The organism is Sorangium sp. So ce887 (genome assembly GCF_051521455.1).
In the GTDB taxonomy this organism is placed as follows: domain Bacteria; phylum Myxococcota_A; class Polyangia; order Polyangiales; family Polyangiaceae; genus Sorangium.
The window spans coordinates 1,445,531-1,462,351 of record NZ_CP150354.1; the positions used below are offsets into that span (position 1 = coordinate 1,445,531).

Annotated in this window: 12 protein-coding genes; 5 read left to right on the forward strand and 7 right to left on the reverse strand. The window is 72.8% G+C overall.

All coding sequences use genetic code 11. From position 1 onward, the window contains the following. Nucleotides 1-360 precede the first annotated feature (360 nt). The 5 genes from WMF36_RS05395 (at nt 361) to WMF36_RS05415 (ending at nt 9,150) form a co-directional block, all read left to right on the forward strand. Complete coding sequence (locus WMF36_RS05395; RefSeq protein ID WP_437578535.1) at nt 361-2,811, forward strand: sodium-translocating pyrophosphatase; 2,451 nt, start codon at nt 361-363, stop codon at nt 2,809-2,811. 146 nt (nt 2,812-2,957) lie between these two features. Next, the gene (locus tag WMF36_RS05400) at nt 2,958-3,158 is read left to right on the forward strand and encodes a hypothetical protein (RefSeq protein WP_437487086.1); all 201 of its coding nucleotides are present in this window, start codon (nt 2,958-2,960) and stop codon (nt 3,156-3,158) included. Between the two features lie 210 nt (nt 3,159-3,368). Further along, nucleotides 3,369-5,756: an alkaline phosphatase PhoX gene (locus tag WMF36_RS05405; RefSeq protein ID WP_437578536.1), complete on the forward strand. Its 2,388-nt coding sequence runs from the start codon at nt 3,369-3,371 to the stop codon at nt 5,754-5,756. A gap of 5 nt (nt 5,757-5,761) precedes the next feature. Continuing rightward, nucleotides 5,762-7,414 carry a hypothetical protein gene (locus WMF36_RS05410; protein WP_437578537.1) on the forward strand — a complete coding sequence of 551 codons (1,653 nt, stop codon included), beginning with the start codon at nt 5,762-5,764 and terminating at the stop codon, nt 7,412-7,414. A 341-nt stretch (nt 7,415-7,755) separates the two neighbouring features. Beyond that, nucleotides 7,756-9,150 (forward strand): MATE family efflux transporter, encoded by a 1,395-nt coding sequence (locus WMF36_RS05415; RefSeq protein WP_437578538.1) that lies wholly within the window; start codon nt 7,756-7,758, stop codon nt 9,148-9,150. A gap of 9 nt (nt 9,151-9,159) precedes the next feature. Here the strand turns inward: WMF36_RS05415 and panD are convergent, their stop codons facing one another. The 7 genes from panD to WMF36_RS05450 all read right to left on the reverse strand — a co-directional run bounded on the left by panD (nt 9,160) and on the right by WMF36_RS05450 (nt 16,781). Next, nucleotides 9,160-9,549, reverse strand: a complete 390-nt coding sequence (panD, locus tag WMF36_RS05420) for an aspartate 1-decarboxylase (RefSeq protein ID WP_437578539.1) — start codon at nt 9,547-9,549, stop codon at nt 9,160-9,162. A 116-nt stretch (nt 9,550-9,665) separates the two neighbouring features. Beyond that, complete coding sequence (locus WMF36_RS05425; RefSeq protein ID WP_437578540.1) at nt 9,666-10,805, reverse strand: hypothetical protein; 1,140 nt, start codon at nt 10,803-10,805, stop codon at nt 9,666-9,668. A 436-nt stretch (nt 10,806-11,241) separates the two neighbouring features. Next, the gene (locus WMF36_RS05430) at nt 11,242-12,282 is read right to left on the reverse strand and encodes a metallophosphoesterase (protein ID WP_437578541.1); all 1,041 of its coding nucleotides are present in this window, start codon (nt 12,280-12,282) and stop codon (nt 11,242-11,244) included. 80 nt (nt 12,283-12,362) lie between these two features. Beyond that, a complete protein-coding gene (locus WMF36_RS05435) occupies nt 12,363-12,908 on the reverse strand; it encodes a DUF1232 domain-containing protein (protein WP_437578542.1) in 546 nt (181 codons plus the stop codon). 257 nt (nt 12,909-13,165) lie between these two features. Continuing rightward, nucleotides 13,166-14,266: a hypothetical protein gene (locus WMF36_RS05440; RefSeq protein ID WP_437578543.1), complete on the reverse strand. Its 1,101-nt coding sequence runs from the start codon at nt 14,264-14,266 to the stop codon at nt 13,166-13,168. A 68-nt stretch (nt 14,267-14,334) separates the two neighbouring features. Further along, nucleotides 14,335-15,411: a dipeptidase gene (locus WMF36_RS05445; protein WP_437578544.1), complete on the reverse strand. Its 1,077-nt coding sequence runs from the start codon at nt 15,409-15,411 to the stop codon at nt 14,335-14,337. Further along, the gene (locus tag WMF36_RS05450; RefSeq protein WP_437578545.1) at nt 15,408-16,781 is read right to left on the reverse strand and encodes a protein kinase domain-containing protein; all 1,374 of its coding nucleotides are present in this window, start codon (nt 16,779-16,781) and stop codon (nt 15,408-15,410) included. Before WMF36_RS05450 ends, WMF36_RS05445 begins: the two co-directional genes overlap by 4 nt. Between the last annotated feature and the right edge of the window lie 40 nt (nt 16,782-16,821).

Consider the following 16,821-nt stretch of genomic DNA (forward strand, 5'->3'; position numbering starts at 1 on the left):
GTTTCACTTTCCTACGCGATCTCCCTACGCGATCGCCCGACGCAGCGGCGGTGACAAGGGCTCTTGTCGTGCGCAGGCATCGCACCCTCTCGACGGCGTCTGCGACGCATGGTAGCTAGCGCGCGCCTCGGCGGTCCTGGTCACGGTGGAGGCTTGCCCGGCAGCACTGGGCACCCCGACACCACCGGTCGCTGAGGGACGAGGCTGTGCTGAAGCGTCGGCGTTAGAGCAAGAACCCCTCCGGCAGCGCGCCGGTTCCCTTCCCCTTTACGCAGGCGGCCAACCCCTCGGAACCACGAAGCTGCGGGCGGCGATGGCGCCGCCCCCGGCCTCGGATTTTGCGATGGAGGCACACCGTCAATGAACGTCATCCGGTCTCAAAAGGCCTGGCTTGCACCGCTGCTGGCCGGGCTCGCCGCGCTCGCCCTGCTGCTCAGCGGCGGGCTGGCCAGCGCCAGTGAATCCGACCTGATCCTCCCCGACCTGAGCTCCCAGTCGTTCGGCGGCATCGATGGCCGCACGCTCCTCCTGGGCGGCATCGGCGTCTGCGTGCTCGGGTTCGTGTTCGGGCTCGTCACGTTCTCGCAGCTGAACAAGCTCCCGGTCCACCGCGCGATGCGGGAGATCTCGGAGCTCATCTACGAGACCTGCAAGACGTACCTCATCACGCAGTTCAAGTTCATCCTGCTCCTCGAGGTCCTGATCGGCGGGGTCATGGTCCTCTACTTCGGCGTGCTGCGCCACATGGAGGCCACGAAGGTCGTGGTCATCCTGCTGAGCAGCCTCGTCGGCATCGCCGGCAGCTGCGGCGTCGCGTGGTTCGGCATGCGCATCAACACGTTCGCGAACTCGCGCGCCGCGTTCGCGAGCCTCAAGGGCAAGCCGTTCCCGACGTACGCCATCCCGCTCAAGGCGGGCATGAGCATCGGCGCGGTCCTCATCAGCACCGAGCTCATGCTCATGCTGATGATCCTGCTCTTCATCCCGGCCGACTACGCCGGCCCGTGCTTCATCGGCTTCGCGATCGGCGAGTCGCTCGGCGCCTCCGCGCTCCGCATCGCGGGCGGCATCTTCACGAAGATCGCCGACATCGGCTCCGATCTCATGAAGATCGTCTTCAACATCAAGGAGGACGACGCGCGCAACCCGGGCGTCATCGCCGACTGCACCGGCGACAACGCCGGCGACTCGGTCGGCCCGAGCGCCGACGGCTTCGAGACGTACGGCGTCACCGGCGTCGCGCTCATCTCGTTCATCCTCCTCGCCGTCCCCGACACGGGCGTCCAGGTCCAGCTCCTCGTCTGGATCTTCGTCATGCGCATCGTGATGGTCCTCGCGAGCATCGGCTCGTACCTGCTCAACGAGGCGATCGCCAAGGCGTCCTACGGCGACGCCGACAAGATGAACTTCGAGGCCCCGCTGACGCGCCTCGTCTGGCTGACCTCGATCGTGTCGGTCGTGCTCACGTACGCCGTCTCGGCGTTCATGATCCCGAACCTCGGCGGCGACCCGACGCTCTGGTGGAAGCTCTCGTCGATCATCACCTGCGGCACCCTGGCGGGCGCCATCATCCCGGAGATGATCAAGATCTTCACCTCGACCGAGTCGCGCCACGTCCGCGAGGTCGTGACGGCGTCGCGCGAGGGCGGCGCCTCGCTGAACGTGCTGGCGGGCCTGACCGCCGGCAACTTCAGCGCGTACTGGATGGGCATCGTCCTCGTCGTGCTGATGGGCATCTCGTACTTCTTCTCCATGATGGGCCTCGGGGCGCTCATGATCGCCGAGAGCGTCTTCGCCTTCGGCCTCGTGGCGTTCGGCTTCCTCGGCATGGGCCCGGTGACGATCGCGGTCGACTCCTACGGCCCGGTGACCGACAACGCGCAGTCGGTGTACGAGCTCTCGCTCATCGAGAACGTCCCGAACATCGAGGCCGAGCTGAAGAAGGACTTCGGCTTCACCCCGAACTTCGAGAAGGCCAAGCACTTCCTCGAGGAGAACGACGGCGCGGGCAACACGTTCAAGGCGACGGCGAAGCCGGTGCTCATCGGGACCGCGGTCGTCGGCGCGACGACGCTGATCTTCTCGATCATCGTCGTGCTCACGAGCAAGCTGACGATCAACGTGGACAAGCTCTCGCTGCTCCACCCGCCGTTCCTGCTCGGCCTCGTGACGGGCGGCGCGGTCATCTACTGGTTCACCGGCGCGTCGACCCAGGCGGTCTCGACCGGCGCTTACCGCGCGGTCGAGTTCATCAAGGCGAACATCCGCCTCGACGGCGTGGAGAAGGCCTCGATCGCCGACAGCAAGAAGGTGGTCGAGATCTGCACGCAGTACGCGCAGCGGGGGATGTTCAACATCTTCCTCGGCGTCTTCTTCTCGACGCTCGCCTTCGCCTGCCTCGAGCCGTTCTTCTTCATCGGCTACCTCATCAGCATCGCGCTCTTCGGGCTCTACCAGGCGATCTTCATGGCGAACGCCGGCGGCGCCTGGGACAACGCGAAGAAGCTCGTCGAGGTGGAGCTGAAGGAGAAGGGCACGCCGCTCCACGCGGCGACGGTCGTCGGCGACACCGTGGGCGACCCCTTCAAGGACACCTCGTCCGTCGCGATGAACCCCGTCATCAAGTTCACGACCCTGTTCGGCCTCCTCGCGGTCGAGCTGGCGATCGAGATCGACCGCACGACGAGCCTCGTGCTCGCGGCCATCTTCTTCTTGCTCTCGACGGTGTTCGTGTACCGCTCCTTCTACGGGATGCGCATCCACTCGGGCGACGAGAAGACCGCCGCCGTCGGCGCCAAAGCCACGGCCTGAGCCGGGCGACCCCCTCCTTCCGCGCTCCCCTCCCTCCTCCCGCGCTCCCTCCCTCGCGCGCTGACCTCCCCCGCCGCCGCTCGTCCACGGGCGCGCCGCCGGGGGAGGGCCTTGCACCCAGCGCGCCTGCACTCTAGTGACCGCTCATGCGAGCGCTCTGCCCCTCCTGCGGCTTCCATCATGAGGTAGTCCGGGTCCTCGAGGACGGACACGGTGAGGAGCGCAAGGACGTCTACCAGGTCGCGCCGCTCGTCAGCTGCGAGCGCACCTGGATCTCGGACAAGGAGCTGCTCGAGGCGCGCGCGCGCTTCGGTCAAGACGTCGTCGTGCCCGACGACGACGACTAGCGCCGCGCCGGCGAGCTCCGCGGCGCCTGCGCTGGTGATCTCGCTCGCTCTCCCGCCCTGATCTCGCGCTTCGAGCGCCGAGCGGTGGCTCGCGCGCCGTCGAGCCGCGCGATCCGCGTGGCGTCTGACAAGAATTTGTCGCGCTCGTCGCATCCGGGCGCCACCGTCGGCGGGCATCGTCTCCGGCCAATCCCCAGCGGAGAAGATGCGATGATGACGAGGCGGACCCTGAGGACGGCGTTGCTTCTGGTGCTCGCGAGCGGCCTTGCCGCGATCGGGAGCGGTTGTGGCGAGGATGGCGCGCAGGGCCAGCCCGGCAAGGGTGGGACACCGGGCCTGAACGGGGAGGACGGCGTCAACGGCGCCCCCGGCGCGGACGGCGCCCCCGGCGAGGACGGCGCTCCCGGCGAGGACGGGACGCCGGGCCAGGACGGCGAGGAGGGCGCCGACGGCGCGCCGGGGCAGGACGGGCAGCCCGGGCCGAAGGGCGATCCCGGCGAGGACGCGCCGCCGCGGACCCACGCCGCGAGCCTCGCGGACTACGTGAAGGAGCGCGTGGAGATGTTCGCCGCCGGCGCCTTGCCCGCGGGCGAGCAGTTCCCGCTCCACGCGGCGGCGACCGACACCCTCCGGACGCTCGCCGGGGTGCGCTCGGACGTCGTTGTGACCTGGCTCGATCCGCTGACCTTCAGCACCGCGCCGGACGCGCCCTGGTTCGGCGCCAACAACGACTACACCGCCTTCTTCGGCCAGGGGTGGTCCGCCACCGCGGGCACCGCGCCGCAATGGAATGGCTCCGGCACCGCGGGCTGGCTGTGGGTCAACCACGAGTACGTCTCTGGAAAGAGCCCGACGGCCACCTCCGCGCCGACCGGGCAGCACCTCACGCTGGCGCGGCACCTGAAGAAGCTCGGCGTCCTCGCGAACGACGTCGAGGCGAGCGTCTGGTCGCAGGAGGACGTCGACACGTACATTCGCTGGGAGAAGAGGGAGGTCGGAGGCTCCTGGCTCCGGACCGTGCAGGATCCGGCGACCGGCGCGTGGTCGGTCGACCGGAGCGCGAAGGCCGTTCGCTACGACGCGACGAGCAAGACGCTGAGCCGGATCGCGGGGCACGCGCTCTCGAGCCCGGGCAAGGACGACACGACGGGCGAGCCGCTCCACGAAGGGATCGTGGCCGGCATCATGGGCGACTGCGCCGGCGGGCAGACGCCCTGGGGCACGGTGATCACCGCCGAGGAGAACGTGCAGGACTACTACGGCGATCTCGAGGCGAGCTGGTCGAGCGATCAGAGGTTCCTCACCGGTCGGGGCTTCGACCCGGGCGCGCGGGTGAGCCCGATCTTCGAGGCGAGCACCAGCGCGGAGTTCGGGCGCATCTCGGATCCGAACGGCCGGCAACCCCGCGACCACTACGGCTATCTCACCGAGATCGACCCCGGGGAGCCCGCTGGCGAGTACGACGGCAAGACGGAGGCAGGCACGGGCCACAAGAAATTCGGCTTCATGGGCCGCGCCCGCTGGGAGGCAGCGACGTTCGCCGTCGACGGCGACTGGAAGCTCGTGCCGGGGCAGCCGATCGTGATCTACGGGACCGACGATCGCCGCGGCGGCCGCATCTACAAGTACGTGACGGCCGGCAACTACACGGCCGGGATGGCGCGGGCGGAGATCCGCGGGCTGCTCGACGAGGGCAAGCTCTACGCGGCGCACCTCGCGGGGCTCGACAACAGGACCGGCAACACCCTGCTCGCGACCGGCGCGGCCCCGACCGAGGCGGCCCCCGGCACGGGGCAGTGGATCGAGCTCTCGGTGGACAGCGCCGCCATCGCGCCGAACGCGGCCGCGCTCGGCGAGGCGACGAGGACCGTCGGCGCCGCGCTGCGCGACGTCAGCTGGAACGGGATCGGCGGCTTCGAGACGGACCACGACGTCTCGCGCGCGCTGTTCACGGCGAGCAACAAGGTCGGGATCATGGAGCTGAACCGGCCCGAGGACATCGAGTGGAACCCGCGCGACCCGAGCGGCACGCCGCGGGTCTACGTGGCGTTCACCAACCACACGGGGCAGACGGCGCTCGATCAGGAGGGCAAGCTCCACGATCCGGCGACGCACGCGACAACGTCCCCGAAGCGCGCGGACGCCGTGGGCTCGCTCCTCGCCCTGGAGGAGGCCGATCCCGCGAATCCGGGCGCGTCGATCGCGTTCCGGTACTTCGAGGTGTGGCACGGCTCGAAGGCGCAGGGCGACTTCGACGCCTCCTGCCCGGACAACCTGCTCCTCGACCGCGAGGGCGGCGTGTGGTTCGGCACCGACGGCAACTTCGGCGTCGCCGCCCACGCGGACGCGTTCTACTACCTCGATCTCGACCCCACCCACCGCGAGGGCCAGCCCGGCGTGGCCCAGCCGAGCTTCGGCAAGGCGTTCCGCGTGGTGGCCATGCCGAGCGACGCGGAGGCGACCGGCCCGTCCTTCACGCCCGACATGGGCTCGATCTTCATGGCCGTGCAGCACCCCGGCGAGAACGCCTACAGCACCTGGCCGAAGGGCGACGGCACCCTCTCGAGCGTGATCGCGCTCACCTTCCTGCCCGAGTGATCTCCATGCGTAGTCGCCGCGAACGCCTGCTGTCCGCGTCTCTGACGTTCGCGGCGATGTCCGCCGTCCTCGTCGCGGCCGCGCGCTGCGGCGGGGGCGACTACGATCCGCTCGCCACCGCGGTCGCGCGCGCGGGGCACGCGGGCAACCCCGAGGCGTCGATCCCGCCGATGTGTTACGCGGTGACGGCCGGCGGAGCGAACGGCTGCTGGACGTGCCACACGATCGGGATCGGCCCGAACACGCTCGCGGATCACGACCTCCAGCGCGCGTACAGCTTCTCGGACGCGGCGCGGAGGAACCCCTGGACCCACCTGCTCGAGGACCTCTCGGCCGTCGCCGCCCGGACGAGCGACGCGGAGATCCTCGCGTACATCCGGGAGGACAACTACGCGCCGCTGCGCAAGGCGCTCGCAGCGCGCCCGGATTACCCGGGCTATGTGCCCGATCTCGACCTCGCGGCCGGCTTCGATGAAGAGGGCTTCGCGCGTGACGGGAGCGGCTTCCGGGCGGTGCGGTACAAGCCGTTCCCGGGGAGCTTCTGGCCCACGAACGGCAGCGCCGGCGACGTGTTCCTCCGGCTGCCGGCCGCGTTCCGCGAGGACGCCTCCGGCGCGCCCTCGCGCGAGGTCTACAAGCTGAACCTCGCGCTGATCGAGGCGGCGATCGCGTCTCCGTCGCCCTTGCCCAAAGAGGGCGCCGCGCCGCCCGCCGAGGCGCCTGCAGGGCGGGAGGTCGAGCCGGTGAGCGAGCTCCTCGCCGGCTTCGATCTCGACGGCGACGGCGCGCTCGAGCCCGCGGTGACGCGCGTCCTTCGCCTGCCCGCGGGGTACGCCGGCGGGGCGGCCGGAGTCCCGGTTCGCGCGTGGATCTACCCGCGCGGGGCGGAGCTCCTTCACTCGGTGAGGTACCTCGACCCGGACCGCCCGACGCTGCTCTCTGCGCGGATGAAGGAGCTGCGTTACGCGCGGAAGGTCGACGAGCCGGACGACTGGGCGATCGCGCGCGCGTACGAGCGTGAGGCCGAGGAGAAGGAGGAGGGGCAGCCGCCGTTCCACCCTGGCGCGCCCGAGGTCGGCCTGCGGAACGCGTTCGGCTGGCAGCTCCAGGCGTTCATCGAGGACGAGCAGGGCCGGCTGCGGCTGCAGACCGCGGAGGAGCACCGCGCGTGCATGGGCTGCCACGGCGCCGTGGGCGTCACGGTGGATCACACCTTCTCGCTTTCGCGCAAGGTGCCCGGCGCCGCCGGCTGGCGGCACCAGGACCTGCGCGGCATGCCCGACGTGCCGCAGGCCGGCCACGCGGAGCCGGAGGTCCTGACCTACCTGCGCCGCGCTCGCGGGGCCGACGACTACCGAGGGAACGAGGAGATGCTCGCGCGCTTCTTCCCTGGCGGCGCGCTCGACGAGGCGGAGGTGCGGCGCGGCGCGCGAGGAGGCGATCGCGATCTCGCGTACCTCGTGGCGCCGTCGCGCGAGCGGGCGCTCCTGCTCGACAAGGCCTATCGCGCCCTGGTCCGGGCGCAGCGCTTCGAGGCGGGGAGGGACGTCGCGCTCGGGGCCGCGACGGAGATCCTGCGCGTGGTGGAGGTCGAGTCGACGGGGCTCGAGGAAGCGAAGCGCGTGTACCTCGACGGGCGGGCTCACCTCGCCTGGTGAGGTCTGGCGGAGCGAAGAGACGAGCGCCGCCAGGGCGCCAAGAGAGAAAAAACGCAAAGGCGCAAAGGCGCAAAGGCGCAAGAGAGAGAAAATCTCTCGGCCTCCGAGCCTCGTCTTTTTCTTCTGCGACTGACTCTTTTCTTCTTCCTTTTTGCGCCTTTGCGCCTTTGCGCCTTTGCGTTTTCTTCCCCTCTCGATCTACCCCGTCGAGCTCACAGGAACCCCGGAAGATCATTGATCTTCCCCCCTTGCGCCTCATCTCCGGCGCCACCCTGACGAGCGCGCTGCCCCCGGTGCGCTAGGGTGGCGCCCTTTCTCCGTTCTCCGATTCCGGTGCCCCTGTGAACCTCGCTTCTCCCCCTCTCGCCGCCGACGGCGCGCGGTCCGAGCTGCGCGTCCTCGCGCGCCTCGCGCTGCCGATCGCGGTGGCGCAGGCGGGGCTCGTCGCGATGGCGCTCGTCGACGTGGCGATCGTGGGGCGCGTCTCGGTCAACGAGCTCGCCTCCTGCGCGATGGGGAGGACGATCGTCCACACGTGCAACGCGCTCGGGATCGGCATCTCGGCCGCGCTCGATCCGCTCGCGTCGCAGGCGATCGGCGCCGGCCGCCCGGGCCAGGCGTGGGCGGCGCTGCGCGCGACCCTGCGCGCGAGCCTGCTCGTCAGCGTCGTCGCGCTCGGCGCCGCCCTCGCGGCGACCTCCGCGCTCGCGCCCATGGGCGTCGACCCGGCGCTCGTCCCCGGCGTCCGCCGGTACATCCTCGGCCACGCGCTGTGGGTCTTCCTCTGGCCGGTCTTCCTCGCCGGAAAGAGCTTCCTCCAGGCCCACGGCGCGACGCGGCCCGCGCTCGTCGCCGTGATCGCGGCGAACGTCGTCAACCTCGTCGCCTGCAACCTGATGGTCCGCGGCGACGACGCGCTGCGCTGGGTGGGCCTGCCGCCGCTCGGCCTGCCGCAGCTCGGCGCGCTCGGCGCAGGGCTCGCCGCGAGCCTCGCCAGCGTGGTGCTCTCGTCGATCGTGCTCCTCTCGGCGCAGCGCCGGCGCGCGGCGTCGCCCGGGAAGAAGGAGGACGACAGCGCGGTGCCGGTCGCGGTGATCTACCGGCTCGGCGTCCCGATCGGGCTGCAGCTCCTCGCCGAGGTCGGCGTGTTCGGGATGACGGCGCTGCTCGCCGGGCGGCTCGGCGCGACCGTGATCTCGGCGCACCAGATCGCGATCGGGCTCGCCGCCTTCGCGTTCATGGGCGCCATCGGCGTCGGCGGCGCCACCGCCGTCCGCGTGGGGCACGCGATCGGCGCGGGCCGGTCGCCGCTGCGCCCCGGCCTGCTCGGCGTCCTGCTCGGCGCCGGCATCATGTGCGTGAGCGCCTCGACGTACGCCGCGTTCCCCCGCGCCCTGATCGGCGCGTTCACCCCGGACGCCGAGGTCCTCGCCATCGGCGTCCCGCTGCTCCGCATCGCCGCGCTCTTCCAGCTGTTCGACGGCGTCCAGGCGGTCGCCGCCGGCGCCCTGCGGGGGGCGGGCGACGTGCGGTTCCCCTTCTGGGCCAGCCTCGGAGCCCACTGGGGCCTCGGCCTGCCGCTGTCGATCGGGCTCGCCTTCGGGCTCGACCTCGGCGTCCGCGGCCTCTGGTTCGGGCTCACCGCCGGGCTCGTCGCCGCCGCGGGGGTCCTCTCGGCGCGCTTCGTCCGGCTCGCCCGCGCGCCGGTGGCGCGGGCGCTGCCGCACGCCGGGTGACGCGCGCGATCAGCTCGGCGCGAGCGGCCCCGGCGCCTCGGGTGGCTGAGCGGCCAGCGGCCGGTTCTGCCCGTCGACGCGGAGCACCCGCGGCTCGTGCCGCCGCGCCTCGGCCTCGTCCATGTCCGCGAACGTCGCGATGATCACGAGGTCGCCGGGCTGATTGAGGTGCGCCGCGGCGCCGTTGATGCAAACGACGCCGGACCCGCGCGCCCCCGCGAGCGCGTAGGTCGTCAGCCGGGAGCCGCGCGTCACGTTCCAGATGTCGACCGCCTCGTAGGGCAGGATGTCGGCGCCCTCCAGGAGGTCGGCGTCGATCGTGACGCTGCCCTCGTAGTGCAGATCCGCGTGGGTCACGGTCGCGCGGTGGATCTTGCTCTTGAACATCCGTCGGTTCATGCGTGCTGACCTCTGCTCCTCCCTGCTCGGGCCGGCGCCGCGCGCCGTCGGCCCGCGAGCGAGGGGCGCGCCGCCCGCCGGGGGAGGACGGCTTTTCTCCTTAATCCAGGTGGCGATCAGTCAAGGAACAATCGCTGCCGGAGGAGCCGGCCGCCCGCGAGCTGGACGGCGCCCTCGGCGGGCAGCGCCTCGGCGTCGATGGACGGCGAGCCGGGCTGGCCGATCACGAAGACGACCTCACATGGGCCGGCCGCGACGTCCCTGAAGAGCGCCTCGCGCGTGCCCGACACGCGCGCGCCGCCGCCGCCGTCGAGCGCGATCTCCACGGGCCACGGGCGCGCGTTCCCGCCCTGCACAAGGAACGCCCTCACGGCGACCGGCGCCTGAACGCGCGCGCCGGGCGACAGCGCGATCGTGAGCCGGGCGCCCCTGCCGACGTGGGGCGGGGCGCCCGGCTCACGAGCGCGCTGCTGCGGGCCGCCGCCGAGGGTCGTCGCGATCGTGTAGTCGGGGAGCGGGGCGGCGCCCGGCGCGAACGGCGCAGGCCGCAGCGCGAGCAGCGACACGAGCGCCGCCGACACGACCCACCCGGCCACGCCCACGGCCGTCCGCACCCGCGCGCGCGCCCGCGGAGCGCTCCGCCGCTCGACGACCAGCTCGGGGCCCAGCGGGCCCTGGCGCGGCACCAGGGCGCCGGCGTCCACCCCGCCCGGCGCGCGCGGGGCCGGCTGCCCCGGGGCCTCGCTCGGGCGCGCGTCGCGGGGTGGCTCCGAGGTCCCGGGCGGCACCGATTCGCCGCCGATCGCGCGACAGACGGGAGCATCCGTGGTCGACGGCGAGCTCGTCCCGCTGAGCGAGTCGGCGTCGGCGCCCAGCAGCGGCGCGTCGGCGACGTCGCCCGCCTCCTCCGCCTCGCAGTCCCACTCATGGGGGCTCCGGAAGCGGACCCCGGACTTCCGGTCGAGCAGCGGCCGCGCCAGCGACGGCGGCGCGGGCGCTTCGCCGGGCGCATCCCGGAGCTGGGCGACCAGCTGGTCGGCGAGCCGGGCGCGGGTCTCGTCGTCGAGGGGCAGCCGCGCCTCGCGCTCCTCCCGGCCTGCGCGCGAGGAGGACGCCGCGGCGTCGCCGGCGTCCCGCGGACCGCTCCGCGCGTCCTCCGGGCGCGCCTCCTCGGCGAGCTTCCGCCGGCACGGCTCGCCGGGCGGACCCTGCTGCGCGATGCGCGTCAAGGCGCGCAGCAACTCGTCGTCGTCCATCAGCCGCTCCCCGCTGCACGGCGCTCGGGCTGCCCGCACCGGCGCAGCAGCGCGGGTGCGACACGAGGAACCAGAAGGGAGAGGCGCTGCTCGCCGGGCGCCAGGGGGACCTCCCCGTTGCTCCGATTCGCCTCGTGGATCAGCGCGAGCGAAAGCTCAGGCATCTGATTCCCTTCCCCTGGGGCTCGAAGAGCCCCAGTTTGCCATCGACGTTATCCGGTCCGCGCGGCGCGCGTCAATGGAGCAGACGGGCGCCACGGTGGTGTTCGCGTTGTTCTCGCTGTTTGCGCTGTTCGCGTCGATTGATTCTCATGCGTCCCTCGCGTTTCACGCGCCTCTCGCGCCTCTCGCGCCTCCCTCGTTTCCCGCTGCGCTCGCTGCAGTTGCAGTGCGAGATCGTTTTACAAACGGCTCTGATATTTTCTCACGAGGGCGCTTATTTTTTCTCGCGGCTCGCGCTGGTCGCATCGCCCGTCAAGGCCCGCACGGTGTCGCCGGCGATTTCCAGCGCCGCCGGCTTTCCGCCGTAGTGCGTGGCCATGCCGACGTCGATCCGCCAGACCTTGTCGCCGCAGGCCGAGGTGATGCCGTTCCTCTGGACCGTGTGGCCCACGACCATGCGCTTGGCGGACATCGCCGCGAGGACCTTGTCGAGCGCCGCGCAGGGGCTCGACCCCGGCGTCGGCGGCGGATCGCTCGAGTAGAGGCGCGCCCACACCGGGCTGTCCTCGGCCGCGATCACGGCCGGCGTGGACGGGCTCTTGCCCTCCATCCACGCGCGCACCTCGCGGTTGATCCGCGCGACGCCGTAGCGCGTGTGCGACGGGAGCACACCGCCGTGCGCGAAGACGGTGTCGCCGACCGTGATGATCACGTCGCGCGCCGCGAGCTTCTTGGCGTAGAGACCGCCGGGGACGAACGCGGCGGCGCGGGCGCGCGCGGGGGGCGGCACCGGCGTGAGGCGCGGGGACGAGGCGTCGAGCCCGGGCACGTCCTCGAAGTCCTTGAAGCCGCCCTCGGTGACGTAGCGGAAGTCCAGCTGGACGTTCATGACCTCGTGGTTGCCGTTGAGCGCGTACACGGCGCCGCCGGCCGCGCGCGCCTCGGCGGCGAGGCGATCGAAGAGGTCGACGATCTCCTGCTCGCCGTCGCCGCGGTCGAGCTCGTCGCCGGTCTGGACGAGCACGAGCTTGCCGCCGATCCAGCGATCCGAGCCGTCGATCGCGCCCGCGAGCCGCAGGGCCGCGCGCGTGGCCGCGAGGTCGCCGTGGACGTCGCCGATGGCCACCACGCGGTCGGCGGCGGGGTAGGCGTAGGAGCGATCCGTGTCGGGCGGCGGCGCGGGCGCGGCGGCGGCGGGAGCGGCCGAGGTGGCGGCGGGCGCGGGCCTCGGTGCCGTCGAGGCCGGGCGATCGGCGTCGCAGCCCGCGGCGAGCAGCGCGGCGAGCAGCGCGGAGAAGCGGGGAGCGGCTGACATCGGACGCGTTCCTCCGGGGGGGATGGGCCTTATGTACTACGCGGCGGGTGGGCGCGCAGGCGGCGCGCCGCCGCGCGCGGTCAGGCCGGGAGCTTGGCGGAGAGGAAGGATTTCAGCTTGATCAGGTTCTTCGCGTCGCGGCTGAACGTCGGTGCGGTGTAGCTCGACGCCCAGCCGGTGATCTCGTGCATGAACGAGGCGCGGACCTGCTCGTCGCCGAGGATGTCGTCGACCGTGCGGCCACGCGCGGCGCCCTTCTCCAGCGAGCGCACGTAGCCCTTGAGCCGCGCGTAGTCGCCGCTGAGCAGCTCCGCGATGAGCTCCGCGTCGCGCGCGAGCCGCGCGAGGGCCGGCACCTTGTCGCGCAGCTCCGGGCTCTCCGCCGCGGCGAAGGACGCGGCGACGCGCAGCACGAAGGCGTCGTCGAGGAAGCCGAGATCCTCGATGCCGTCCGGGATGAGATCGAGCGACTTGAAGAGGTAGTTGAGGCCGGCCGCGAGCGAGCGGCGCGCGGCCTCCGGGCTGTCCGGCGAGGCGAGCAGGCCGGCCAGGTCGGTGGCGTCCGAGGCGAGGCTGCGCAGCCACTCGGGGAACGTGTCGAGACAGCGGTCGTCGAGATCGGTCATGGGATCCTCCCGGCGGGGAGCGGGAGGGTAATCCGACCGGCGCGGCGCCGTCCATGTCCATGCAGGCCGGAGCCGGGGGCAGGGATGCCCGGGGGCAGGGATGCCGGGCGAGGTGCCGGAAGGCATCGGGCGAGGTGCCGGAAGGCACCGGGCGAGGTGCCGGAAGGCACCGGGCGAGGTGCCGGAAGGCACCGGGCGAGGTACCGGGCGGTACCAGGCGAGGCATCGGAGGACACCACGCCTGCCACCGCGCGCCGCTACCCGCCCGTCGCCCCGACCCGCCCCGTGACGCTCGCGCTCGCGCGCACGCTCACCTGGATGCGCACCGACGCGCTCGTCGAGGCCTCGGTGGCCCCGGCGACGCACGCGAGCGCGCGCGTGCCCGCGTCGCCCACGATCCGCGGCAGCGCGGCGCCGACCTGGACCACCGTCTGGGCGTTGCCGAGGAGCCGGCGCCCGAGGGCCACCTCGGCGTGCAGCAGCGCCGGCAGGTGGGCCTGCAGCGTCGCCGCGAGCCGCGCGGCCATCTCGGCGCCGTGCGACGCGCGCACCTGGACGAGCGCCGGCGTGCAGGCGGCGTGGACGTCGGCGTGCGCGCGGCAGCTCGCCTCGCACTCCGCGTCGGCGCTCGGGGGACGCACCATCCCGGCGCACTGCGGCGCCTGCCAGGTGCCCTCGCAGCGCGCGTGGCACGTGGCGTCGCAGCCGCCGTCGCACTCGCCGTTGCACTGGCCCACGCAGCGCCCCTGCGCGTCGTAGGCGGAGCACTGCCCCCGGCACTGCCCGGTGCAGCGCCCGTCGCACTGCCCCGTGCAGCGGCCCTGGCAATAGCCGGAGAGCCGCGCGGGCTCGCACTGCGCCACGATCTGCCCCGGGTCCAGCTGGACGTCGCACGCGCCGCTGCAGCGCGCCCCGGCCTGGGCGTTCGCCTGGCAGGCCGGCGGCGTCACCGCGACCTGCACCCCGGCGCCCTGGCGCAGGATGGCGTCGATCGCCGCCGAGACCGGGCCGCAGGCGCCGCTCGCCTGGCCCCCCGCCTCGTCGCGCGGCGCCATCTGCGCGGGCGGGATCCCGAGATCCGCGCCGATCCGGCGGCAGGCGTCGGCCACCTGCGCCTCGATCGCCGCCGACACGGCGGCCATGTCCTTGGCCGCCTGCACGAACGTCCGCACCTTGGCGTTGGCCCGCGCGTCGGCGGAGAACTGGGCGCCGAGGACGTCGCCCGGCCCGCGCAGCTCGGGGCAGACGGCCTCGCCCACGCCCTCCAGGTGACCGAGCTCCGCGCAGCTCAGGCCGGCGGCGGACGCGACGACCGCGAGGGCAAGCAGCCCCCGGACTGACGACTGGGCAACGGCCATCGGCGTGCCTTACCACAGCTGCCGAAGGTCGGGGACGAGGCAGGCGTCGCGCTCGTCCCGCGCGCCGCCTACCCGTGCGGCGGACCCCCGCTCCAGCCCGCCGGCCGCCAGCCGAGGACGCGCAGCGCGTTCTGCGAGAAGATCTTCACCGCGTCCTCGCGCGACATCCCGCGCTGCCGGAGCCGCGCGGCCAGCGCCGGCAGCGCCGACGCGTCGCCGAGCCCCCTCGGCGTGAGGATGCCGCCGTCGAAATCCGACCCGATCGCGACGTGATCGACGCCGGCCACGCGGACCATGTGGTCGAGCTGCGCGAGCACGTCGTCGAGGTCCGCCTCGTTCGCGCCGCTCACGAAGGTCGCGTGGAAGTTGAGCCCCGCGACCCCGCCGCTCCGCCCGATGAGCCGCAGCTGCTCGTCGGTCAGGTTGCGCGGCTGGTTCGCCACCGCGCGCGCGTTCGAGTGGGTCGCGACGATCGGCGCGCCGTGCGCGGCCGCGATCGGGACGAGATCCGCGAACGCGGCGTCCGAGATGTGCGAGACGTCGATGAGCGCGCCCTGCGCGTAGACGCGCTCGCAGAACCGCTTGCCGAGCTCCGTCAGCCCGAACGCCACGCGCTCGCCGGTCGCCGACGACGAGAGCCGCGTGTTCTTCGCGTGGTTCGGGCTGATGAGCCGCACGCCGCGCGCGATGAAGCGGTCGATCTGCGCGATGTCCTCGGCGAACGCGCCGGCCCCCTCGATCGAGAGGAAGGTGCTGATCTTCCCCGGCTCGGCCCGCGCCGAGCCGAGCGGGAGGAGCACCGGGCTCGCGGCGATGATCGCCTCGATCGTCGCGAGGACCGCGCTGGCATCCTCGATCCGCGGGCCCTCGGGCCGCACCCGGTCGGGCAAATAGATCGGCAGCACGATGCCGAGGTAGCTGCCGGCGACGAGCGCCTCGCTGCGGGCGTGGCCCTCGTCGAGGCGGCGATCGCGCCCCTTGAAGTGGACCTGCCAGGGCACGTCGACGTGCAGATCGACGACCTGCACGGGCGGCTCGCGCGCGCCGCCTCCGGGCGAGTCGCCGCGCGTGGGCCGCGGCGCGCCGAGGGCGAAGGCGGCGCACGTGACCGCGAGCAGGGCGCGGATGCGGCCTCCGGCGCTCATCCGCTCACCAGCACGCCCAGCGCGAAGCCCACGCCGAGGCACACGAGGCCGATGACCCCCACGAGCCACCAGGCCGCGCCCTCCGGGGCCGCGCTCTCGGCGGCGAGGGGGACCTCCACGACCCGCACATCGTAGTGGCCGCCCGTGAGCGTCGGCGTGCCCGTCGGCCGCTGCGCGCTGATGTGGGTCGGCCCGGGGGCCACCGGGAAGCTCGCCGTGGGCGCCACCGACGGGTTCTTCTGGGGCGGCGGCGTGGTCAGGTGCCGAGGCGGTATCGTCTCTGGCCTCGGCCCGACCGGAGGTAGGCTCGGCACCGGCTGCGGCGCGTACAGCTGCGACGTCGGCTGCGCCTGCGGCGCGTGCGGCTGCGGCGCGTGCAGCGGCGACTGCGGCTGCGGCGTGTGCAGCTGCGGGGGCGGCGGCAGCGACGGCAGGCGGTGCGGCGGCGGGAGCGACGCCTGCGGATCGGCCCAGGACCCGGGCGTCGCGACGCCCGTGCGGTGCGCGATGGCGCTCAGCGTCTGCGCCATCTCCTCGGCTGTCTGGAAGCGCCCGGTCAGGTCCTTGGAGAGGGCGCGCTGGAAGAAGAGGCCCCAGGCGAAGAGGTGCGGCGCGACCTGCTCGATCGGGCGCACCTCCTTGGCGAGCACGGCGGTGAGCCGCGCGAACTCGTTCTCGGCGGGGAAGGGCTGCGTCGCCGTGAGCATCTCGTAGAAGATCACGCCGACGCTCCAGAGGTCGGTGCGCGCGTCGACGCCCTGCGCGTTCCTGATCTGCTCGGGGCTCATGTAGCCGGGGGTCCCGAGGAGGGTGCCGGCGCGCGTCTTGAGGCCCATGCCGCCGGCCGCGTCCATCACCTTCGCGATGCCGAAGTCGAGCACCTTCACGCGGAAGCTGCCGCGCGGGTCGCGCACGAGGAACAGGTTCTCCGGCTTCAGATCGCGGTGGATGACCTTGTGGCTGTGCGCCGCCATGAGCGCCTGGAGCACCTCGTGGATGATCGGCACGGCCTGCTGCGGCGGGATCGGGTTGCCCGTGTCGATGTACGCGGCGAGCGGGACGCCCTGCAGGAGCTCCATGACGAGGTAGGGCGTGCCGTCCTCGGAGCGGGCCGCCTCGTAGACCGAGGCGATGTTCTGGTGGACGAACCCCTTCGTCGCCTCCGCCTCGGCGAAGAAGCGGTGGAGGACCTGCTCGTCCTCCGTGAACTCGGGGTGCAGCACCTTGATCGCGCGCTTGCCCTCGCCGCGCAGCCCATCGGCCTCGTAGACGGCGCCCATGCCCCCCTCGCCGAGGAGACGCACGAGCCGGAAGCGCCCGTTCAGCACGGCGCCCACGAGCTGATGGGAAGGGCTCGAGGGGTCGACCACGCGCGGACTCTACCAAAGCTTCCGCGCTGCCCGCTCGCCG

Excerpts from the sequence above, each read along its gene's own strand:
- WMF36_RS05430 (WP_437578541.1), bottom strand. The coding sequence starts at position 12,282 with ATGTCAGCCGCTCCCCGCTTCTCCGCGCTGCTCGCCGCGCTGCTCGCC.
- WMF36_RS05440 (WP_437578543.1), bottom strand. The coding sequence starts at position 14,266 with ATGGCCGTTGCCCAGTCGTCAGTCCGGGGGCTGCTTGCCCTCGCGGTC.
- WMF36_RS05395 (WP_437578535.1), top strand. The coding sequence starts at position 361 with ATGAACGTCATCCGGTCTCAAAAGGCCTGGCTTGCACCGCTGCTGGCC.
- WMF36_RS05405 (WP_437578536.1), top strand. The coding sequence starts at position 3,369 with ATGATGACGAGGCGGACCCTGAGGACGGCGTTGCTTCTGGTGCTCGCG.
- WMF36_RS05435 (WP_437578542.1), bottom strand. The coding sequence starts at position 12,908 with ATGACCGATCTCGACGACCGCTGTCTCGACACGTTCCCCGAGTGGCTG.
- panD (WP_437578539.1), bottom strand. The coding sequence starts at position 9,549 with ATGAACCGACGGATGTTCAAGAGCAAGATCCACCGCGCGACCGTGACC.
- WMF36_RS05425 (WP_437578540.1), bottom strand. The coding sequence starts at position 10,805 with ATGGACGACGACGAGTTGCTGCGCGCCTTGACGCGCATCGCGCAGCAG.
- WMF36_RS05410 (WP_437578537.1), top strand. The coding sequence starts at position 5,762 with ATGCGTAGTCGCCGCGAACGCCTGCTGTCCGCGTCTCTGACGTTCGCG.
- WMF36_RS05445 (WP_437578544.1), bottom strand. The coding sequence starts at position 15,411 with ATGAGCGCCGGAGGCCGCATCCGCGCCCTGCTCGCGGTCACGTGCGCC.
- WMF36_RS05400 (WP_437487086.1), top strand. The coding sequence starts at position 2,958 with ATGCGAGCGCTCTGCCCCTCCTGCGGCTTCCATCATGAGGTAGTCCGG.